Source organism: Myxococcus sp. CA033 (genome assembly GCF_013336625.1).
In the GTDB taxonomy this organism is placed as follows: domain Bacteria; phylum Myxococcota; class Myxococcia; order Myxococcales; family Myxococcaceae; genus Myxococcus; species Myxococcus llanfairpwllgwyngyllgogerychwyrndrobwllllantysiliogogogochensis.
In genome coordinates this window covers 367,001-387,096 of sequence record NZ_JABUMU010000002.1, presented here as the reverse complement: position 1 = coordinate 387,096, position 20,096 = coordinate 367,001, and the positions used below count along the sequence as shown (strand labels likewise).

The following is a 20,096-nucleotide window of genomic DNA, read 5'->3' as shown; positions in this document are numbered from 1 at the left end:
AGCCTCCAGGTTCACCATGCTCCGCTACGCCGTCGCCATCTTCACCAGTGCCTTCCTTCTGTTTGGTGTGCAGCCCCTGGCGGGGCGGTATGCGTTGCCGTGGTACGGCGGCACGCCCGGCGTCTGGACCGCATGCATGCTGTTCTTCCAGGCGGCGCTGCTGGGAGGGTATGCGTATGCGCACGGGCTCGCCTCACGGCTGACGCCACGGACGCAGGCGAAGGTGCACCTGGGCGTCCTGGCGGTGGCGGTGGCGGTGCTGGGGGCGCGGGCCTTGTGGGTGGGCTCGCCGGTGGCACCGGGGCCGGAGTGGCGTCCGGTGGGCACGGACCTGGCGGTGCCGAGGTTGCTGGCGATGCTGGCGGCCACCATCGGCCTGCCATTCTTCGTGTTGAGCACGACGGGGCCGCTGCTCCAGTCCTGGTTTGCTCGCGCGAGGCCCGGCCGCTCACCGTATGCGCTGTATGCGCTGTCGAACGTGGGCTCGCTGCTGGCGCTGCTGGGCTACCCCTTCCTCGTGGAGCCGTGGGTGGGGCGAGCCACGCAGGCGTGGGGCTGGGGCGTGGGCTTCGTCCTCTTCGTGGGAGCCTGCGCGGTGTGCGCGCTGGATGTGCTGCGGCATGAGCGTGTGGTGGCGAGCACGGAAGCGACAGGTCCACGAGAGGATTCCCTCGTGGAGGGCGCCACGGCCCGAGTGACATCGGGCGAACTCGCATCGCAGGACGTCAGCGCCCGAGTCGGCGCGATGGCCACGCAGGATGCAGGCGCAGGTTCATCGATGGCGTTTGAGTCGGCGTCACGGTTTCAGACGGACGCGGAGGCGGCCCGGGAAGCCGCCTTCGAGGCGATGCGGCGAGAAGCACGAGGCGCCTCACTGGAGGCCGCGCCCGCCGACTCCGAGGCTCGACCCGGTGTGGGCCGGACACTGGCGTGGCTCGGGCTGGCCACGTGCGCGTCCGTGCTGTTGCTCGCGACGACGAACCAGCTCTCGCAGGACGTGGCGGCGGGTCCCTTCCTCTGGGTGCTGCCGTTGGCCGTCTACCTGCTCACCTTCATCATCGCCTTCTCGCGAGAGTCCTTCTATTCGCGCACGGTCTACTCGGTGCTGCTCATCGGCTCCGGAGCGATGGTGGCGCACGCGCACGCGGCGGGGGCCCACTTCCCGCTCACCCTCCAGCTCATCGCCTACGCCGCGTCGCTCTTCGCCGGTTGCATGGTGTGTCACGGCGAGCTGTACCGGCTGCGTCCGTCACCGCGCCATTTGAGCGCCTTCTACCTGTGGGTGTCCGCCGGTGGCGTGCTCGGAGCGCTGTTCGTCAGCGGCGTGGCCACCGCCTTCTTCCGCGCGTACTGGGAGTACCCGCTGTCCTTGGGAGGCTGCTGCGCGGTGGCGCTCGCGGGCATGGTGCGCGGGCCGGCGGCAGAGACGTGGAGTCAGCGCGGCCGACGGGTGCTGCGCGGCGCGATGCTCGTCATGGTGACGGTGAACCTGTTCCTGTCGGTGAACCGGGAGCTGGACAAGGCGCTGTTCAGCGAGCGGAACTTCTTCGGCGTGGTGAGGGTGACGGAGCAGAACGAGGAGTCGCCGGACAAGCACCTCTACAGTCAGCGCCACGGCGCCATCACCCATGGCATGCAGTACGTCAAACCGGAGCTGCGCTCGTGGCCCACGACCTACTACACGCGAGAGGCCGGTCTGGGACTGGCTGTCGCCGAGCAGCGTCGGCTGCGCGCGGCGGTGGGACTGCCTCCGGGTCTGCGCATGGGTGTGCTGGGGCTGGGCGTGGGGACGAGCGCGGCGCTGCTGGAGAAGGAGGACCGGGGGCGCTTCTATGAAATCAACCCGGTGGTCATCTCCCTGGCGCGAGGCGAGGGCGGCTTCTTCAGCTACCTGGGCGACTCGCCCGCGACGATTGAGGTGGTGGAGGGGGACGCGCGCATCTCCCTGGAGCGCGAGCTGGAGCGGGGCGAGCCCGGTGGGTTCGACGTGCTGGCGTTGGATGTCTTCTCCTCCGACTCCGTCCCCGTGCACCTGCTCACCGAGGAGGCCGTCGCCCTGTACAAGCGGCACCTGGCCCCGCACGGAGTCCTCGCGTTGCACATCAGCAACGTGCACCTGGACCTGGTGCCAGTGACGCTGTCGCACGCGCGCCGCCTGGGGATGTACGCGGCCTTCGTCTTCCACGACACGGAAGGAAGCGCGCTGCGCAGCAACTGGATGTTGCTCAGTCCAGACCGCGAGTTCTCCTGGGGCCCCACCTTCACCCGTGCCAAGGCGCGGGTGCGCCGCCTGGGGCTGCGTGACGAGCAGGACTTCGCCTGGACGGATGACCGCAGCAGCGTGCTGCGGGTGCTGCGCCAGATTGGCCCCGACGCGAACGTCGTGGATGTGGAGGCGCCCTCGGGCCCGCCGAAGGTGCCCATGGCGAAGCCCGCTTCGCCGTGACTCAGGCGCGCGAGGCCGAGTCCGGCTGTCGCCGCGCCGCCGGGCTCAAGTCCAGGCCAATGAGCAGGAGCAGCACCGCGCACGGCAACCCCAGTGCCGCGGGCCCATGGTGGACATAGAGCAGCGGCCCACTGGTGCACCCCAGCAGGAACGCGGCGCCCAGTCCCAAGTGCAGGCGCGTGCGCTCGAACTCGATGGCGGAGGGCAGGGCGCGCAGCCCGCGCAACACGCCGGCGACGCCCTGGCCGCGAGCCCCGTCCCGTACCCAGGCGAACATCCGCACCAACTGGATGCCAATGTCCGTGAGGATGCCGGTGACGTGTGTCGTGCGCACCACCGCGCCGGACACCCGGGTGACGAGCGCGTTCTGCAGCCCCATGGCGAAGGACAGGCCCCACATCAGCACGGGCGCGCGCGTCCCCGGCGAGGACGTGAGCGCCGTGCCGATGCCGGCCAACGCAACCACCTCCACCATCAGCGCGGCGACGTGCCGGCCTCGCGAGCGGTGTCGGGACGCATCCAGCAGCGCCGCCGCGCACACCGCGCCCAGCAGGAAGGACAGGAGCAACTGCCCGGCGAGCACCGCGAGGCGCGCTTCGCCCGTGGCAATCGACTCGCCCATCGCCGCCATGTTCCCGGACATGTGAGACGTGTGCATGCCGAGCGCCACGAAGCCCGTCGCATTCACCGCGCCGGCGACCGCCGCGAGCAGGAGCGAGAGCAGCGTATAGGCGCGGCGGTTGCTGGGAGAGGATTCCGTGGTGAAGGGCATGCGCGGCGCACCCCTGCGCTGTCGGGGAACGCTAGCACCCGCTCACCCGGCTCGCGTCCACTCCCGCGCCCTGGCGATCCGCGGCGCGTGCCTGCTCAGCCTGGAGGCCAGAGCAGCGGCCGACCCGCCAGGAGGTGCAGATGGATGTGGAACACCGTCTGCCCCGCGTCGCGGTGGGTGTTCATCACCACCCGGTACCCGTTGCTGTCATGGCCCCGCTGCTTCGCCAGCTTGGCCGCCGCCACGAAGAGGTGGCCCACCGTGGCCTCGTCCTCCGCGGTGACGTCGTTCACCGTGGCGATGTGCTTGCGGGGGATGAACAGGACGTGGGTGGGCGCCTGGGGATTGATGTCCTCGAAGGCCAGGCAGGCGTCGTCCTGATAGACGACCTTGGCCGGGATGAGGCCGTCTCGAATCTTGCAGAAGAGGCAGTCGGACATGGCCGGGGGCTTAGCAACGCACGAGGCGGCGGGAAATGGCCTCGGCGCTCATTGTTGAAGTCCCAAGCGATTCCCCCAGCGGGCGACCAGGGCTTCGCTCGGGTGGGTTATCGGGGGTAGAGGTAGGGGACGACATGCCAGGTGGGCACCTCGCCTCAAAAGGTCCCACCAGTGATATTCCAGGCCCCGACGATGAAATCCATCCGCATCTCCCAGCTCATCGAGGACCACGACTACGACTTGCGGCTCACGCTCATCGCGGGCGCGAGCGGGCTGACTCGGACGGTGGACTCGCCGCGCATCCAGAAGCCGGGGCTGGCGCTGGCGGGCTTCACCGAGCACCTCCACCCCCACCGGGTCCAGGTGTTCGGAAACACGGAGATTTCGTACCTGGCCACCCTGCCGGAGTCGCGGCAGCGCGAGGCGCTCTCCAAGCTCTTCGAGGAAGAGGACCTGGCGTGCGTCGTGGTGACGAAGGAGCTGGAGATTCCGCCCGTCCTGGTGACGGCGTGTGAGTCCGGCGGGCTGGCGCTGATGAAGACGCCGCTGCTCTCCAGCGAGTTCATCACCCGGGTGCAGTCCTTCCTGGAGGAAGCGCTCACCGAGTCCAGCAGCCTGCACGGCGTGCTGATGGACGTCTTCGGCGTGGGCATCCTGCTGCTCGGCAAGAGCGGCATCGGCAAGAGCGAGATTGCCCTGGACCTGGTGATGCGGGCCCACCGGCTGGTGGCCGACGACATCGTCGACGTCACCCGGCGCAAAGGGGCCGTCTACGGCGCGGGCAACCCGGTCATCAAGCACCACATGGAAATCCGGGGCCTGGGCATCATCAACATCAAGGACCTGTTCGGCGTGGCGGCGGTGCGCGAGCAGAAGAAAATCGAGCTCGTCATCGAGCTGCAGGAATGGGACCCCCATCAGGAGTACGACCGGCTGGGCGTGGAAGACAAACATCTCCAGATTGTGGGTGTGGACATCCCGCTGTCGGTGGTACCCGTGCGTCCAGGCCGTAACATGGCGACCATCATCGAGGTGGCCGCCCGCAACCAGTTATTGAAACTTCAGGGCCACCACTCGGCGAGGGAATTCGCCGAGCGGCTCAACCGAGCCATCGCCGAAGGGGCGATGCGCCGCACCCTGGGAGAAGAGGTCGAGTGACCGCGCCCGCGAAACAGTTGGTCGTCATCACCGGCATGTCCGGCTCCGGCAAGTCCACCGCCATCAGGGCGCTGGAGGATGCGGGGTTCTTCTGCATCGACAACCTGCCGGTGCTGCTGCTGCCCAAGCTCACGGAGCTCGCGGGCGGGGGCAACATCGAGCGGATGGCGCTGGTGATGGACGTGCGTGAAGGCGTGTTCCTCAAGGACGCGCCCCGGGTGCTGGACGAGGTCCGCCGCGCCGGTCACCACGTGGAGGTGCTCTTCCTCGACTCGAGCGATGACAGCCTCATCCGTCGCTTCAGCGAGACGCGCCGCCGCCATCCGCTGGCGCCCAACGGCACCGTGGCGGACGGCATCAAGGCGGAGCGCCAGGAGCTGCGTGACTTGCGCGAAATCGCCGACCAGGTCATCGACTCGTCGGTGCTGAACGTGCACGACTTGAAGCGCATGGTGCAGGCGCGCTTCAGCCCGGAGCCCGCCGCGGGGCCGAGCCTGTCGGTGATGTCGTTCGGTTACCGGTACGGGGTGCCGCCGCAGGCGGACCTGGTGCTGGACGTGCGCTTCCTGCCCAACCCGTACTTCGTCCCGGAGATGAAGGGGCTGACGGGCAAGGTGCCCAAGGTGGCCGCGTACGTGCTGGACCGCGAGGAAACGCAGCAGTTCCTCGAGAAGGTCGTGGACCTGTGCCGCTTCCTCTTCCCCCGCTACCAGAAGGAGGGGAAGGCGTACCTCACGGTGGCGCTGGGGTGCACGGGTGGCAAGCACCGCTCGGTGGCCATCGCCGCGGAGCTGACCCGACGGCTGGCCGACGAGAACACCCGCGTTCAGCTCTGGGACCGCGACATCGAGAAAGAGTAGTCCGTGGCCTCCGTGACCCTGCTTCTGCTCGCGCTCGGCGTGGCGATGGATGCCACCGCCGTCTCCAGTGGCATGGCCATCCGGGGGGCTCGGCCTCCGGATGTCCTCAAGCTGGCGCTGACCTTCGGCCTGTTCCAGTTCGGCATGTCCCTGGGCGGTGCGCTCGGGGGCAAGGCCATCCTCACGCACTTCGCGGCGGTGGACCATTGGATTGCCTTCGGGCTGCTCGCGCTCGTGGGCGGGCACATGATTTGGGAGGCGTTCTCCCATGACGAGGAGGAGCGCGCCGCCACCGGCATCCCCCTGCCCATGTTGCTGACGCTCGGCGTGGCCACCAGCATCGACGCGCTCGCCGTCGGCGTGACGCTGCCCGCGCTGGAGCTGGGCATCGTCCTCTCCACCGCCCTCATCGGGGTGATGACCTTCGTGCTGTCCATCGTTGGTGCCTGGGCCGGCAAGCGGCTGGGCGAGCGCTTCGGCACCCGCATCGAAATCCTCGGCGGCCTGGTGCTCATCGGCATCGGCCTCAAGACGCTCGTCGAGCACCTGTCCGCGTAGGCCTCCCGGCGGTGGGCTCGAAGCCTCCGCCCGAGCCTGTCGTTCATGCGACACCCTGTCGGGGCACCTCATGCATGCGTCATCCTTGTGAAGTGACTCATGGCGCGCCATGCTGGGAGTGCGTAGCGCGGATTCCCACTGGAGGCCTGGATGTCCCTTCCCCCGACGCGGCACTTCCACGTGGCCATCGCGGGCAGTGGGTTCGGCGGCCTGGGGATGGCCATCCGGCTCAAGCAGGAGGGGCTGGAGGACTTCGTCCTCTTCGAGCGCGCGGACGACGTGGGCGGCGTCTGGCGGGACAATGCGTATCCGGGGTGCGCGTGCGATGTGCCGTCGCATCTGTATTCGTTCTCCTTCGCGCCGAATCCGCGCTGGTCCCGGGCGTACTCGCCCCAGCCGGAGATTCACGCGTACCTGCGCGACTGCGCGGAGCGCTTCGGCGTGCTCCCCCACGTGCGCTTCCGTCACGCCGTGGAGGACGCGCGCTGGGATGACGATGCGCGGCACTGGCGCCTCCAGACGTCGGAGGGGCTCTTCACCGCGGACGTCTTCATCCTCGCGGCGGGGGCGTTCGGCGAGCCGGTGCAGCCCGCGCTCCCAGGACTGGAGCGCTTCCAGGGCAAGGTGATGCACTCGGCGCGGTGGGACCCTTCGCATGAGCTGACGGGCCGGAAGGTCGCCGTGGTGGGCACGGGCGCGTCCGCGATTCAATTCGTCCCGGCCATCCAGCCGAAGGTCGAGCGGCTGGTCCTCTTCCAGCGCACGCCTCCCTGGATTCTGCCGCGCAATGACCACGCGATTGCCGGCTGGAAGCAGTGGCTGTACACGCGCGTTCCCGGAGCGCGGTGGCTGATGCGCGCGGGCCTCTACGCGGTGAAGGAGCTGTCCGCGCTGGCGTTCATGTATCCGTGGATCATCCGCTGGGCCCAGCGAGGGGCATGGCGGCACCTGAAGCAGTCCGTCCCGGACCCGGTGCTCCGCGCGAAGCTGCGGCCCTCCTACACGATGGGTTGCAAGCGAGTGCTTGTGTCGGACGACTACCTGCCGGCGCTGACGCGGGAGAATGTCGAGGTCGTCACGGAGGGGCTCCAGGAGGTGCGCGAGCACTCCGTCGTCACGGCATCGGGCGTCGAGCATCCGGTGGACACGCTCATCTTCGGGACGGGCTTTCAGATAACGGAGCCGTCATTCGCCCGGCACATCCGGGGGCGCGATGGGCGCACGTTGGCGGAGACGTGGGCGGGGAGCATGAAGGCGCACCTGGGGACGTCGGTGAGCGGGTTCCCCAACTTCTTCATGTTGCTGGGGCCGAACACGGGGCTGGGGCACACGTCCGTCATCCTGATGATTGAGAGCCAGCTGGCGCATGTGCTCAGCGCGCTGCGCTACCTGGAGGGCAGGGGGCTGGCGGCGGTGGAGCCGACGGTGGAGGCGCAGGAGGCGTTCGTCCAGGATGTCGACACGCGGATGGCGCGGACGGTGTGGATGCGGGGCGGGTGTGTGAGCTGGTACCTGGATGCGACGGGGCGCAACTCGACGCTGTGGCCGGGCTTCACGTTCGACTACAGGCGCCGCGTCGCCACCTTCGAGCCCTCGGAATATGTCGCCATCACCCGGCGTCGGCGCGCGTCCTTGAAAACCGGGGCGAGCCCCCGGAAGCAGGCGCACGGCTGACGCGGTGGCGGTGGACGCGGAACGGAGCCAACGGATGAAATCGGTGAAGGACAAGGTCGCGGCGATTACCGGAGCGGGCTCGGGCATTGGCCGGGCCACGGCGGTGTTGCTTGCGCGTCAGGGGTGTCACGTCGCGCTGTCGGACGTGAATGTGCAGGGACTCTCCGAGACGGAGACACAGTGCCGTGCGCACGGCGTCCGTGTCCGGGCGGACCGGGTGGATGTCGCGAAGCGCGAGCAGGTGCATGCGTGGGCGGATGATGTGGCGCGGGAGTTCGGCGCGGTCCACATCATCATCAACAACGCGGGCGTGGCGTTGGGCGCCACCATCGAGGACACCCGGTACGAGGACTTCGAGTGGCTGATGAACATCAACTTCTGGGGGGTGGTGTATGGCACCAAGGCGTTCCTGCCTCACCTGAAGGCGGTGGACGAGGGGCACATCGTCAACGTGTCGAGCGTGTTCGGGCTGATTGGGGTGCCGACGCAGGCGGCGTACAACTCGGCGAAGTTCGCGGTGAAGGGCTTCACGGAGGCGCTGCGGCAGGAGCTGGAGGTGGATCCGGGGACCATCGGTGTCACCTGTGTGCATCCTGGGGGCATCAAGACGAACATCGCGCGCAATGCGCGGGTGACGGTGCGTCGGGGGTGGACGGACGAGCGCTCGTCGAGTGACTTCGAGAAGGCCTTGGCCACCACGCCGGAGCGGGCGGCGGAGGACATCCTCACGGCGATTCGGAAGAACCGGCGGAGGCAGCTCATTGGCGGGGACGCGGTCCTCATCGACCTGTTCCAGCGGTTGTTGCCGACCTTGTACCAGCGGGTGCTGGTGGCAGGGGTGCGGCGGCGACGGCGGAAGATGCTGAGCGCGGCGACATGAAGCGCACGCGCGTGAAGGACTCGCGGCGCGCGACGAAGGAAGCGCCTTCGAGGACGCGTCGGCCGGCCTCGCGAGAGAAGGCGCGGGCGCGGGTAACGCCGCTCTCGCAGCGACTGGAGGTGCCCTCGCGTGCGACGCCGCAGGACCTCTTCGCGCTGGCGATGCGGTGGTGGAACGAGGGTGAGCGCTTCGATATCGGCCGGATGGCGCAGGAGCTGGGCGTCAGTCGGGCGACGGTGTTCCGCTGGGCGGGGACGCGAGAGCTGCTCTATGGGGAGGTGCTGTCCTTTCGGTTCGAGGCCGCGCTCACCGCCGCGAGGAGCGAGTTCCAGGGGGAGGGGACGGCGTATGTGGCGGATGTCACCCAGCGCCTCATCCACCTGATTGTGGAGGACGCGCCCCTGCGGCGCTTCATCCAGCAGGACTCCGAGTACGCGATGCGCGTGCTGATGTCGAAGAGCAGCCGGGTGGAGGAGCGCTGCGCGGCGAGCATCCGGAGGGCGCTGGAGGAGGGCGTGAGGGACAAGCACCTCCGACCGGCGATGGGGCTGGAGGCGTTGTCGAACGTCATCGTCCGGGTGGGGCAGTTCTTCCTGTACCGGGACGCGCTCACGGGCGACCCGCCGGATGTGCAGGCCGCCATCACCGCGACGCTCATCCTCCTCACCGCGGAGGAGGGGGATGCGCGGTGGAACAGGCGGTGACGAAGAGGTGGGCTCGAAAGTCCACTTCCGTGTCACCGCCCGCTTTCACGCCGTGCGGACCCGCGATGGCCTGGTCATGCACGATTGGGCAGCGCTACTGCCACTCGCCATTGCAGCATCGGGCGTAGCACTCTCCGCTGCCGACGCAGGATCTGCCCGAGAAGGGGGACCGCCAAGACAGTAGCCGTCGTCCTTGGCGGAGCAGCTGGTGCTGCCGTCGATCGGGTAGCCCTCCCCATCGTTGAACGTCATGCCGCCGTACGTGCACGTGCGGCAGGACTTCGTGACGCCATCACAGGTGACGAAGCCCGTGGTGCCATTCAGCGCCGAGCAGGTGGACGTGCCGCTGCACGTCAACGTCGTGCAAGTGCCGCAGATGGCCGTGGCGGTACAGGCCGCCAGGGTTCCGCCGTTGGACTCGAGTCCCTGCGTTTGTTCATCCAGGGTGACTTCTTCGTTGGAAACCGGCGTCCCCTCGGTGGGGTCGGGGCTGCAAGCGGCGAAGAGCGCGGAGAGAAGGGCGGCGCTGAAGAGTGTGCGGCCAGTTCGCGACATGACGGGAGAACTCCGGAGGCACCATGGCTTGGTGCCTGTGTTGGGGAGTGGATGGAGACAGTGGACGAAGACGGTCCGTCGCCTGCTGCTGCTCCAGGAACACCCCATCGGTCGGCCTTGGGCCCGTCAGCCTGGGATGGTGGACGGCCTCCTGAGGGGAATCAAACCAGAGGCCCCTCCCGTCGCGAGCCCTTCGTCAGGTGGCAACTGTCAATCAGTTGGTTCTGAATGGTTGAAGCACCTGAATTGCAAATTTGGCGTGTGGCTTGTTTTTCTGAGCGTCTGGCGTTCGCGCATGCACCCTACGAGATGCGGGAACTGCCCTCGCTGTAGCCACGGCTCGATTCGGAGGCGCTCGCTGCCCATGGCCTCGGCACAGGCCCGCTCCCCGGAAGCAGGGAAGCGGGCCCGTCGCACAGTCTCTAGTTCGTCGTGAAGTACAGGTTGTCCAAGAGCAGAGCGTTGCCCGAGGGCCCACCGCCGGCGATGAACACGAAGGGCGACAGCACCGCGCCCATGCTCACGCCCGCGGCGGTGAAGTCCGACAGCGGAATGGCCAGGTGGTGCCACTGCCCGTCGTTCACATACCCATACTTCGCCACGTCGAGCTGCACGCCCTCCGTGTCGCTCATCCCAATCTTCACCGAGGCGAACCCCGGGTCCGACGAGTTGAGGCTCACGTGCAGCGTCTTCCACGCGTCCAGGTTGTGGCCCGTATCCCAGTGGATGCCAAACCCCAACCACCCCTTGCCCGCGTGGACGATGCGGTCCGCCGTCTTCCCCTCGATGCGAGTGCTCGAGGACTCAATCGTGACGGTGCCCTCGTACAGGTAGATGTGCGTGTCCACGTCGTTGATGATGATTTCCTCGGACCGGCCGCCCTCGTAGAAGCCGACGAAGAGGCGCCGCTGGCCCGCCTCGAACGGGAACGGCCCCGGGAGCACCTCGTCCTGGGGATTCGTCCCGGCGTCGTCCTGCGAGGACGGCTGGTGGTTCTCGTAGTCGGAGGCACCTGGGTCCGGCCGGCACGCGGCCAACGTCAACAGCAGCACTCCCACGGTCCGCTTCATGGCCGCACCGCCCTTTCACCACCACTCGAGGTCCGCACCAGCACCCAACCGCCCGTCACCGTCCCACCCATCTCCACGATGGCCTTGTAGGACGGCGTCAGCAGCTCGTAGGGAATCGTCCCCGTCGAGTCGTACGTCACCGCGTCCGGGAAGTTGTCCAACACCGACTGGTACGAGCGGATGGCCATGTCTCGCACCACCGGCAGGTCCTCCTGCTTCGCCAGTCCATTCTGGTACACCCCGAGCAGGTTGAGGCCGACGTAGTACTGCGCCTCCCCATACGGCCCCCGCGCGAGCACGGTGGCCCACGAGTAGAAGGCCGCCACCGGCCCCGCGTTGGCCTGGAGCACCCACTTCGTCTCCGTCCCCGGCGTCGAGTCCGCGAACGGATTGTTCGGGTCGTCCAGGATGACGGTGCTCGGATACACGCCCATGGTCGGGTCGTGGACCTCGAGCGTCAGGTCCTCCAGCGGCTCGCCATAGACATAGCTCGCGCGGTCGTAGCACCCGAAGGTGCCCAGCACCGCGAGGAGCACGAGACACGTCCTCATACGTTGTCCCTCAGAGCGAAAGGATTGCATACGCACCCACCTCGTATTCGCGGCCCTTGAGTCCCTCGGCGATGGCCGTCGTGCTCATGCCCTCCGAGTACTCATCCAGCATGCGCACCAGCCCCCGCAGACCGAAGCGCGTGGACACCGCGCCCAGCACCGGCCGCTTGAGCCCGTAGGACACGTCGCCCCCGAGCTGCACCGGATACGTGAGGTTGAACACGCGGTGGTAGTCGTACGGACCCCAGTCGTTGAACCGCAGCTGCGTGGCCAATAGCAGCGTGTCGTACAGCACGTTGGCGTCCAGGCCGAAGCGGCGCACCTGCCGCGCGTCCTCGCCTCCGGACTGCACGCTGCCCACGAAGGCCGTGCCGTACAGCTTCAGCCGCTGTGTGGGATTGCCCACCATGCGCAGCGTCGTCTCCCACTCGTCGCGCGCGGGAGGCGCTCCGGCGAAGGCCACCGCGCTGCCGTCCGCGAGGATGGCGATGCTCGCATCCCGTGACGTCGGCTGTCGGCGGTACACCAGGTCCAGGCCCGCGGCGAAGGGCGCGTCCTCGCGCATCTCCCGGTCCCACGCCCAGAACCACGTCCCCGGCGTTGGGTCGAAGGTGATGAGCAGCTCCGCGCCCAGCGTCTCGCGGTTGTCCAGGACGGTGAAGGCATCCTGCAACACGTTGCGAGCGCGCACGGCGGGGAAGTACGTGCCCGAGTCCTGGTCATACGTGTCGGGGATGTTCGGATTCGGGCCGATGAGCGGCTTCTGGTACAGCACGTTGGGCGCCACCTCGATGGTACCCAACTGGAAGGCCGCGCCCGCCTGCGCTCCGAAGTGGTTGCCGCGGCCGCTCTCCCTCAGGCTCCAACCCGTCAGCACGATGCTCGGCTCGGGACCACCGTCCGCCACCAGCCCGCGGAACGAGCCCTGGGCGAACAGCCGGACGCCGCCCAGGTCATATGTGGCCCGCGCCTTCGCGCCGAGCGTGTCGAGGAACTGCACCTTGTCGCGCAGCACCTCCTGGCCACTGCCCATGTAGCTGGCACCGCCCGTCGCCTCGCGCGTCCACGTGAACTCCTCGCCGATGCGCTGGGGCGCGGCCAGGATGCCACCGATGTCGAGCGCCAGCGGACCCCGGTTCCACTCGAAGGTCAGCGCCGTGCGGCGCGCCACGCGCTCGCGGATGACGGAAGCGGTCTGCTGCGTCGCGCCCCGGGCGATGTCCTCCTGATGCACCAGCGTCAGCGCCATGTCCCCGAAGCCCTTGCGGTACTTGGCGACGACGGAAGGGTTGGCGCCCCAGTACAGCTCCGGACCCACCGCCAGCTTGAAGCCCTCGAAGGAGCGCTTGCCGCTGAGCACCACGCCGAAGGGCGCGTTGCCGTGGTAGATGTCGATGTTCGGCCCGTAGTTGGCCTCGCGGTACAGGCCGAAGAAGTCACCCTCCTCGCCCCAGTGGTAGTGGCCGACGCGGTAGAAGCCCTCCAGCGCGAAGTCCGCGCGGTCCAGCTTGAACTCCGCCTGGTACAGCGCGAAGCGGTCGAAGCCATTCACACCCGGCTGGGAGACGCCCGGCGTCGGCGAGGCCCCCGGTGCCGGCGTCGTCGGCGTCGGCGTGGTGCCCCGGTTCTCGTAGAAGAGGTTGTTGAGGCGGTTGGTGGCCACGTTGCCCACCACGTTGAACGACGCGCGCCCGTACACGCCGGTCGCGGGCTGGAGCGCCAGGTCGAAGAAGATGGACTCCGTGTGGTCCGCGGACGTCAGGTTCGGCCGCGTCGTCGCGATGCTTCCACGTGACAGCGAGCTGTCCATGACGAGGCGCAGGTTCGACACCCGCACCGCGCTGAGCTCATCCGCCTTCGCCAGGGCGATGGAGGACTCGTAGCTCTTCGACAGCTCGGAGGGCCGCAGGCCCGCGAAGTGCGCGTGGATGCGGTCCAGGTCCGTGTCCTCCGCGTACGGGTCCAGGCGGAAGGCCGCCTGCAACACGTAGTAGGCCGTGCGCGGCTGGATGCGGGAGATGCCCGCGTCGTCCGGCGTGCCCAGGGCGCAGATGCCGAACCACTCCTCGTTCATGTTGTTCTGACCGGCCACGAAGTCCGCCGCGTAGCCGCCGTTGGGCCACGACGCCGTCGTGTCGTGCAGGGAGAGGTTGGCCTCCTGGCCCACCTTCCACCAGCCATCCACCCACTGGAAGACGAAGCCGCCCAGCGCGTTGCCCACGCGGCCCTGGCCGTACGTCTGCGTGTAGATTTCCTCCCACTGCTGGCGCAGGTACTCGGCCTGCGACAGGTGGTCCTCACGACCGTCCCGCGCGTTGAACGCATCCGCGCCGAACTCCGAGAAGAGCACCGGCTTGTCCACCTTGCGCAGCACCTCTTCGTACAGGTCCCGGACGCTGGGGCCTCGGTAGACGTTGGCGCCGAAGATGTCGATGTCGGTGGCGTGCTTGGCGATGAGGTCGATGTACTGGAGGTCGCCGTTGGCCATCGCCACCGGGTGGTTGACGTCGCGGGCCTTGATGGTCCGCGCCGCCTCGCCCATCAGCGTGTAGAGGTGCACCGCGCGCGCGGCGTCCTCCTGGCCCGGCAGCGCCTCGATTTCATAGCTGGTCCAGTGCAGGCCGTAGTTGTTCTCGTTGCCGAGCAGCCACATCAACACGCCCGGAACGCCCCGGTACACCTCCACCTTCTTCGCCAGCTCCTCGAGCAGCGCCTTGCGATGCGCGGCGTTGGAGTAGTCGATGTTGGGCACGAAGGTGCCGTTGACGGTGGCGCCATAGCGGCCCATCAGCGGGTTCACCACGGTGGTGATTGCATAGTTCTTGAAGATGAACTCCACCCAGCGCGGGGGGATGTCGTCGAACTGGCGGATGGCGTTGACGCCCATGTCGCGCAGCAGCGTCATCTCCCGCGCCAGCACCGCGCGCACGAAGTCGTCGGGCTGGTTCCAGAGCGAATAGCGGTAGTTCTCTCCAATGGGCGTGTAGCCCCAGTTCATGCCGCGCAACAGGAAGTCGCGGCCGTCCACCTTCAGCTTGAAGCCCCGCTCGTCGCGCTGGAGCTTGACGACGGTGGCCTGCTCCGCGCCCGCGGTGACGTCCACGGGCTGCAGGGTGAGGGGCTGCGGCGCGGGAGACGGCGCCGGGCTCGGAGGACCCGAGGGCGTCGTGGTGGTGGCCGCGGGCGGCGCGCCACCGGGAGGAGCGGCGGCCGGCGGAGTTGCTTCCACCGGCGCCGTTTGAGGTTGCGCGCCGCCGGGTTGGACGGGCTGCGCGTCCTGCCCGGCGTGGACGGGGGCCTGGTACAGCGCCGCCGCGAGGAGGGGTGCGAGGAACAGGGCTCTCATGCGGCCAGCTCCACATCCAGCCCGTTCTGGGCCACCACGGCGCGGTACAGGTGCGCGCTGTCCTTGGGGATGCGCTTCTGGGTCGCGTAGTCCACGTAGACCATGCCGAAGCGCTTCTGATAGCCGTACGCCCACTCGAAGTTGTCCAGCAGCGACCACGCGAAGTAGCCCTTGAGCGGCACGCCCTGCTTGATGGCCTCCAGCGAGGCCTCCAGGTGCGTGCGCAGGTAGTGCACGCGCTTGGTGTCCCGCACGCGGCCGTCCGCGTCCGGCGTGGTGCCGTAGGCGGCCCCGTTCTCCGTGACGTAGAGGCGCCCGGGCTTGTAGTCCTGGTTCAGCCGCACGAGCAGCTGGGTGAGTCCGTGGGGCGACACCTCCCAGTCCATCTCCGTCTTCTCGGGGCTGACGTGGACGGTGCGCGGGGCGTTCTGCGCCTCGGGGATGCGGTCGCTGCGGATGACGCCTCGGTTGTAGTAGTTGACCCCGAGGAAATCGATGGGCGCGGCGATGTCCGTCATGTCCCCCTGTCGCACGAAGGGCAGCGTGTCCGACTTCAGTCGCCCCTCGGCGACATGGTCGTCAATCACGTCGCGCGGGTAGCCCTTCCCGTAGAGCGGGTCCAGGTACCAGCGGTTGAAGCCGCCGTCGAAGGAGCGGCACGCGTCATGGTCCTCCTTGCTGGGCGACGCGGGCTCCGCGGGCACCAGGTTGAGGGTGACGCCGACCTCCGCCCTGGGCACGTTGGCGCGGATGACGGGGACGGCCTGTCCATGCGACAGCAGCACATGGTGGGCCGTGGCCAGCGCCTGGCCCCAGTCCTTGATGCCGGGGGCGTGCTCGCCGTTGGCGTAGCCCAGGATGCTGATGCACCAGGGCTCGTTGTGCGTAATCCACCGCGACACCCGGTCCCCGAGCTTCTGGCTCATCACGTCCGCGTACTCGACGAACGCGCTCACCGTGTCGCGCGAGGCCCAGCCGCCCTTGTCCTGAAGCGCCTGCGGCAAATCCCAGTGGTACAGCGTGACGACAGGCTCGATTCCCACCTCCAGCAGTCCGTCGACCAGCCGCGAGTAGAAGTCGAGGCCAGCGGTGTTCACCTTGCCGCGCCCCACGGGGAACACGCGCGGCCAGGCGACGGAGAAGCGATACGCCTTCAATCCCATCCAGCGCATCAGCTCCACGTCTTCGCGCCAGCGGTGGTAGTGGTCGCAGGCGACGTTGCCGTTGGTTCCGTCGGCGATTTTACCGGGCGTGGCGGCGAACCGGTCCCAGATGGATTCACCGCGCCCGTCGGCGTCGGTGGCTCCTTCAATCTGGTACGAGGAGGTGGCCACACCCCACACGAAGTCATGAGGAAACTGCCGCATCGTCAGGGACTCCTTTCGAGGACTCGAGATGGCAGCGGACGTGGTGCTCCGCCGCGGGAAGGTGAAAGGGAGGAAGCGCCTCGTGGCACCGCACGTCGGCGTGAGGACAGCGGGGCGCGAAGGCACACCCCAGAGGAGGCGCGGGCACGGTCGCCACGCGCGCGGGCAGGGGCGTGCGCAGGAAGTCCACGCCATCCGGAACGGCCGACAACAACAGCCGTGTGTACGGGTGGCGAGGCGCCTGGAGCACGTCGCTGGTGCGGCCCGTCTCCACGACGGAGCCCGCGTAGAGCACCAGCACGCGGTCCGCCAGGTGACGGGCGCTCGCCAAATCATGGGTGATGAAGAGGATGCCGATGCCGCGCTCGCGCGTCAGGCCCTTGAGCAACTGGAGCACCCCCCGGCGCGTGGACACGTCCAGCATGGAGGTGGGCTCGTCCGCGATGATGACGTCGGGCTCCACCGCCAGCGCCCGCGCCACGGCCACGCGCTGACGCTGGCCTCCGGACAGCTCGTGCGGATAGCGCTTCGCCAGCTGCTCCGCCGGCGTCAGCCCCACCGACTCCAGCAGCGCGTGCACCCGTCGCGTCAGCTCCACGCCTCGCGCGCGCCCATGGCGCACCAGCGAGCGCTCCAGGTGATAGGCCACCGTGTGCACCGGATTGAGCGAGGCGAACGGGTCCTGGAACACCATCTGCACGCGGCCCCGGTAGGCCAGTGACGCGGCGCCACCCTCGCGGGCGAGCACGTTCTCTCCGCCAAGAAGGATGTCGCCCGAGTCCGGGGTGTCCAGCCGCGCCAGGAGGCGGGCCAGCGTGGACTTGCCGCTGCCGGACTCGCCGACGAGCGCGAGGATTTCTCCGCGCTCCAGCGAGAAGGACACATCCGTCAGCACCTTGCGGCGCGCGTGGGACAGGAAGCCGCCCACGGGGAAGCTCCGATTCAGGCGCGAGGCTTCCAGCAGGGGAGGGCTCATCGACGACCTCCGGGGGACGCGGCGAGCGGCGGCTTCAGCGCGCTGGTGGCCTGCTCCAGCACGTCGGGTGACGGCGTCGGCGCGTCGGCCGCGCCCAGGTGAGGGAAGGACGACAACAGGAGGCGCGTGTATGGATGCCGCGCGTCGGTGCGCAGGCGCTGCGCGGTGTCCACCTCCACCAGCTTGCCGGCCTGGAGGATGCCCACGCGGTCCGCCAGCGCGAGCAGCAGCGGCAGGTCATGCGTGATGAAGAGGACCGCGAAGCCCAGCCGCTCCTTCAGCTCCACCACACGCTGGAGCAGCTCCTTCTGCACCACTACGTCGAGCGCGGTGGTGGGCTCGTCCATCACCACCAGCCGGGGCTCCAGGGCCAGGGCCAGGGCGATACCCACGCGCTGGCGCATGCCTCCGGAGAGCTGGTGCGGCCACGCGTCCACCAGCTCGGGCTTGAGCCCCACCATGCCGAGCAGCTCACGGGCCCGCGCATACGAGGACGCGCGCGAGCTGCCGCCATGTGCCGCGAGCGTGTCGTGGAACTGCTCGCCCAGCGTGAGCACCGGGTTGAGCGCGCTCATCGCGCTCTGGAACACCATGGACACACGGCTCCACCGGAAGGCGCGCAGCGCCTCCGGCGACAACGCGGTGACGTCCGTTCCGTCGAAGAGGATGCGTCCGTGGGTGATGGCCGCCGACGAGGGCAACAGGCGCAACAGCGCGGAGCCCAGCGTGGACTTGCCGCTGCCGGACTCGCCCGCGAGGCCGAACACCTCGCCGGGGGCGATGTCCAGGGACACCTGGTCCACCACGCGGGAGGGGCCCGCCTGCGTCATGTACTCGATGGACAGCTCACGCACGCTCAAGAGCGCGCCGGGCGTGGCGGCCTCCTGCGCGGGCGAGGCGACGGCGCGCACCGCCGCGGCGCTGGGCGCCTTCGGAGGGGCGCGAAGCGAGGGGTTGGTCAGCTCGTCGATGGCGGAGCTGAGCAGCGTGAGCGAGAAGCCCACCAGCGCGATGCAGATGCCCGTGGGGACGAAAATCCACCAGGAGCGCGTCAGGAGCGCCGCGTCGTTGCCGGCCCAGTAGAGGTTGGTGCCCCACGTCACCGAGCCCACGTCACCCAGGCCCAGGAACTCCAGGCCCACCTGCGCGCCCACGGCATACAGCGTGTTGCCAATGAACGACGAGGCCACGAGCGAGGCCATGTTGGGCAACAGCTCGCGGGTGATGATGCGCAGGTGGCTCTCTCCGGCGACGACGGCCGCCGCGACGAAGTCCCGACCTCGCAGCGACAGCGCCTCCGCGCGGAAGACGCGCGCGTTCCAGGCCCAGCCCGCGAAGGTGAGCACCACCACCATGCGGAACGGACCGGAGGGCAGGTAGGCGCCCAGGACGATGGCCAGTGGCAGGCCCGGGATGACCAGGAAGATGTTGGTGGTGAGCGTCAGCGCGTCATCCACGCGGCGGCCCAGGTACCCGGCGGTGATGCCCACCAGCGCGCCCACCAGCGTGACGAGCGCGCCCACCGCGAAGCCGATGGCCAGCGTCTCGCGCGCGCCCACCACCGTCTGCGCGAGCACGTCCTGGCCCTGGCCCGTCGTGCCGAACCAGTGGGCACTCGAAGGCGGCTGGTGGGGCTGGCCCATCAGCTCCGTCGGGTCCATCACGAACCACGGGCCCACCAGCGCGACGAGGAGGAAGCCCAGGAGGAGGGTGCCTCCCACCGCCGCCTTGCGCTGGCGGAGCAAGCGTCGAAGGGTGTCACGCATGGGCGCGGGTCCTCGGGTCCAGCCAGAGGCAGAGCAGGTCCACGGCGAAGTTCGCGGCAAGCACCGCCAGCGTGATGACCAGGAAGAGCCCCTGCATCAGCGGGTAGTCCTGGTTGCGCACCGCGAGGATGAGCAGGTAGCCGGTGCCCGGATACGAGAAGACGATTTCCGTCAGCAGCGAGCCGCTCAGCACGAAGCCCAGCGCCATGCCGAAGCCGGTGACGTTGGGCAGCAGCGCGTTGCGCGCCGCATAGCGCAGCATCACCTGGCGGGGCGGCAGGCCCTTCGCGTGCGCCAGCCGCAGCGTGTCCGTGCCCAGCACCGCCACCATGGTGTTGCGCATGCTCAGCATCCACCCGCCGAGCGTGGCCACGACGATGGACGTCGCCGGCAGCACCGCGTGCCGTCCCACGTCCGCGAGGAAGGTGAGCGTCGCTCCGGGCTCCACGTCGTGCGAGTACGCATGGCGCAGCGGGAACCAGCCCAGCCCGAAGCCGAAGAGGTACAGGGCCAGCATGGCCAGCCAGAAGTAGGGAAAGGCCCCCAGGAAGGCGAGCGCGGGCGCCAGCGCGGAGTCCAGCCAACCGCCCCGGTTCCACGCGGCCAGCACGCCCAGCATCGTCCCCACCGCGAAGCTGATGATGACCGCGCACCCGGCCAGCCCCAGCGTCCACAACAGGCCCGTGCCGATGACCTCCGACACGGGCGACGGGTAGTACGCGTACGACAGGCCCAAATCCCCGGTCAGCAGGTGCTTCAGGTACGTGAAGTACTGCACGTGCCACGGCGCATCCGTGAAGCCGAACGCCGTCTTCAGGGCCACCAGCGCCTCGGGGGAGATGCGGCCCTCGAAGCGGGCGAACATCGCCGTGGCCGGGTCTCCCGGCGCGAGCCTCGGGATGACGAAGTTCATCGTCAGCGAGGCCCACGCGGCGAGCAGGTAGAAGCCGAGCCTGCGGAGCACGTAGCGCAT

General features: G+C 68.8%; 17 protein-coding genes. 7 read left to right on the top strand and 10 right to left on the bottom strand.

Annotated elements, in window-relative coordinates; translation table 11 throughout:
• The first annotated feature begins 16 nt into the window (after positions 1–16).
• Positions 17–2,446 (top strand): spermidine synthase, encoded by a 2,430-nt coding sequence (locus HUA78_RS07580; protein ID WP_174475971.1) that lies wholly within the window; start codon positions 17–19, stop codon positions 2,444–2,446.
• A 1-nt stretch (position 2,447) separates the two neighbouring features.
• On the opposite strand, the gene HUA78_RS07575 is transcribed toward HUA78_RS07580, so the two are convergent.
• Both HUA78_RS07575 and HUA78_RS07570 read right to left on the bottom strand, forming a co-directional pair.
• Complete coding sequence (locus tag HUA78_RS07575) at positions 2,448–3,218, bottom strand: YoaK family protein (RefSeq protein ID WP_174475970.1); 771 nt, start codon at positions 3,216–3,218, stop codon at positions 2,448–2,450.
• A 95-nt stretch (positions 3,219–3,313) separates the two neighbouring features.
• Positions 3,314–3,658: a histidine triad nucleotide-binding protein gene (locus HUA78_RS07570; RefSeq protein WP_174454237.1), complete on the bottom strand. Its 345-nt coding sequence runs from the start codon at positions 3,656–3,658 to the stop codon at positions 3,314–3,316.
• 192 nt (positions 3,659–3,850) lie between these two features.
• Here HUA78_RS07570 and hprK point away from each other — a divergent pair, with 192 nt between their 5' ends.
• From hprK to HUA78_RS07540, 6 genes are all read left to right on the top strand, one after another.
• A complete protein-coding gene (gene hprK / locus HUA78_RS07565; RefSeq protein WP_141644414.1) occupies positions 3,851–4,816 on the top strand; it encodes an HPr(Ser) kinase/phosphatase in 966 nt (321 codons plus the stop codon).
• Positions 4,813–5,676 carry an RNase adapter RapZ gene (gene rapZ / locus HUA78_RS07560; RefSeq protein WP_141644415.1) on the top strand — a complete coding sequence of 288 codons (864 nt, stop codon included), beginning with the start codon at positions 4,813–4,815 and terminating at the stop codon, positions 5,674–5,676. Before hprK ends, rapZ begins: the two co-directional genes overlap by 4 nt.
• A 3-nt stretch (positions 5,677–5,679) precedes the next feature.
• Positions 5,680–6,234: a manganese efflux pump MntP family protein gene (locus HUA78_RS07555; protein ID WP_174475969.1), complete on the top strand. Its 555-nt coding sequence runs from the start codon at positions 5,680–5,682 to the stop codon at positions 6,232–6,234.
• A gap of 150 nt (positions 6,235–6,384) precedes the next feature.
• Positions 6,385–7,908, top strand: coding sequence for an NAD(P)/FAD-dependent oxidoreductase (locus HUA78_RS07550; protein WP_174475968.1), 1,524 nt, complete (start codon positions 6,385–6,387; stop codon positions 7,906–7,908).
• Between the two features lie 34 nt (positions 7,909–7,942).
• Positions 7,943–8,788: an SDR family oxidoreductase gene (locus HUA78_RS07545; protein ID WP_141644418.1), complete on the top strand. Its 846-nt coding sequence runs from the start codon at positions 7,943–7,945 to the stop codon at positions 8,786–8,788.
• A complete protein-coding gene (locus HUA78_RS07540) occupies positions 8,785–9,492 on the top strand; it encodes a QsdR family transcriptional regulator (RefSeq protein ID WP_174475967.1) in 708 nt (235 codons plus the stop codon). The genes HUA78_RS07545 and HUA78_RS07540 overlap by 4 nt, the downstream gene beginning before the upstream one ends.
• 45 nt (positions 9,493–9,537) lie before the next feature.
• Here HUA78_RS07540 and HUA78_RS07535 read toward each other — a convergent pair whose 3' ends face one another.
• From HUA78_RS07535 to HUA78_RS07500, 8 genes are all read right to left on the bottom strand, one after another.
• Positions 9,538–10,047: a hypothetical protein gene (locus tag HUA78_RS07535; RefSeq protein ID WP_174475966.1), complete on the bottom strand. Its 510-nt coding sequence runs from the start codon at positions 10,045–10,047 to the stop codon at positions 9,538–9,540.
• A 422-nt stretch (positions 10,048–10,469) separates the two neighbouring features.
• Entirely contained in the window at positions 10,470–11,117 is a 648-nt protein-coding gene (locus HUA78_RS07530; protein ID WP_174466001.1) for a hypothetical protein, read from the bottom strand.
• On the bottom strand, positions 11,114–11,668 hold the full coding sequence (locus tag HUA78_RS07525; RefSeq protein ID WP_174475965.1) for a hypothetical protein: 555 nt from the start codon (positions 11,666–11,668) through the stop codon (positions 11,114–11,116). The genes HUA78_RS07530 and HUA78_RS07525 overlap by 4 nt, the downstream gene beginning before the upstream one ends.
• Positions 11,669–11,678: 10 nt before the next feature.
• A complete protein-coding gene (locus HUA78_RS07520) occupies positions 11,679–15,014 on the bottom strand; it encodes a glycoside hydrolase family 2 TIM barrel-domain containing protein (RefSeq protein WP_174475964.1) in 3,336 nt (1,111 codons plus the stop codon).
• The gene (locus HUA78_RS07515; RefSeq protein ID WP_174475963.1) at positions 15,011–16,381 is read right to left on the bottom strand and encodes a GH1 family beta-glucosidase; all 1,371 of its coding nucleotides are present in this window, start codon (positions 16,379–16,381) and stop codon (positions 15,011–15,013) included. The genes HUA78_RS07520 and HUA78_RS07515 overlap by 4 nt, the downstream gene beginning before the upstream one ends.
• Complete coding sequence (locus HUA78_RS07510) at positions 16,362–17,357, bottom strand: ABC transporter ATP-binding protein (RefSeq protein WP_141644427.1); 996 nt, start codon at positions 17,355–17,357, stop codon at positions 16,362–16,364. Before HUA78_RS07510 ends, HUA78_RS07515 begins: the two co-directional genes overlap by 20 nt.
• Positions 17,354–19,123 carry a dipeptide/oligopeptide/nickel ABC transporter permease/ATP-binding protein gene (locus HUA78_RS07505; RefSeq protein WP_174475962.1) on the bottom strand — a complete coding sequence of 590 codons (1,770 nt, stop codon included), beginning with the start codon at positions 19,121–19,123 and terminating at the stop codon, positions 17,354–17,356. The genes HUA78_RS07510 and HUA78_RS07505 overlap by 4 nt, the downstream gene beginning before the upstream one ends.
• Complete coding sequence (locus tag HUA78_RS07500) at positions 19,116–20,096, bottom strand: ABC transporter permease (RefSeq protein ID WP_141644429.1); 981 nt, start codon at positions 20,094–20,096, stop codon at positions 19,116–19,118. The genes HUA78_RS07505 and HUA78_RS07500 overlap by 8 nt, the downstream gene beginning before the upstream one ends.

What these genes read in the sequence shown, in the direction of transcription:
- HUA78_RS07510 (WP_141644427.1), bottom strand. Translation starts at nt 17,357, where the DNA reads ATGAGCCCTCCCCTGCTGGAAGCCTCGCGCCTGAATCGGAGCTTCCCC.
- HUA78_RS07550 (WP_174475968.1), top strand. Translation starts at nt 6,385, where the DNA reads ATGTCCCTTCCCCCGACGCGGCACTTCCACGTGGCCATCGCGGGCAGT.
- HUA78_RS07515 (WP_174475963.1), bottom strand. Translation starts at nt 16,381, where the DNA reads ATGCGGCAGTTTCCTCATGACTTCGTGTGGGGTGTGGCCACCTCCTCG.
- HUA78_RS07575 (WP_174475970.1), bottom strand. Translation starts at nt 3,218, where the DNA reads ATGCCCTTCACCACGGAATCCTCTCCCAGCAACCGCCGCGCCTATACG.
- hprK (WP_141644414.1), top strand. Translation starts at nt 3,851, where the DNA reads ATGAAATCCATCCGCATCTCCCAGCTCATCGAGGACCACGACTACGAC.
- HUA78_RS07525 (WP_174475965.1), bottom strand. Translation starts at nt 11,668, where the DNA reads ATGAGGACGTGTCTCGTGCTCCTCGCGGTGCTGGGCACCTTCGGGTGC.
- HUA78_RS07580 (WP_174475971.1), top strand. Translation starts at nt 17, where the DNA reads ATGCTCCGCTACGCCGTCGCCATCTTCACCAGTGCCTTCCTTCTGTTT.
- HUA78_RS07545 (WP_141644418.1), top strand. Translation starts at nt 7,943, where the DNA reads ATGAAATCGGTGAAGGACAAGGTCGCGGCGATTACCGGAGCGGGCTCG.
- HUA78_RS07520 (WP_174475964.1), bottom strand. Translation starts at nt 15,014, where the DNA reads ATGAGAGCCCTGTTCCTCGCACCCCTCCTCGCGGCGGCGCTGTACCAG.
- HUA78_RS07570 (WP_174454237.1), bottom strand. Translation starts at nt 3,658, where the DNA reads ATGTCCGACTGCCTCTTCTGCAAGATTCGAGACGGCCTCATCCCGGCC.
- HUA78_RS07500 (WP_141644429.1), bottom strand. Translation starts at nt 20,096, where the DNA reads ATGCGCTACGTGCTCCGCAGGCTCGGCTTCTACCTGCTCGCCGCGTGG.
- HUA78_RS07505 (WP_174475962.1), bottom strand. Translation starts at nt 19,123, where the DNA reads ATGCGTGACACCCTTCGACGCTTGCTCCGCCAGCGCAAGGCGGCGGTG.
- HUA78_RS07540 (WP_174475967.1), top strand. Translation starts at nt 8,785, where the DNA reads ATGAAGCGCACGCGCGTGAAGGACTCGCGGCGCGCGACGAAGGAAGCG.
- HUA78_RS07535 (WP_174475966.1), bottom strand. Translation starts at nt 10,047, where the DNA reads ATGTCGCGAACTGGCCGCACACTCTTCAGCGCCGCCCTTCTCTCCGCG.
- HUA78_RS07530 (WP_174466001.1), bottom strand. Translation starts at nt 11,117, where the DNA reads ATGAAGCGGACCGTGGGAGTGCTGCTGTTGACGTTGGCCGCGTGCCGG.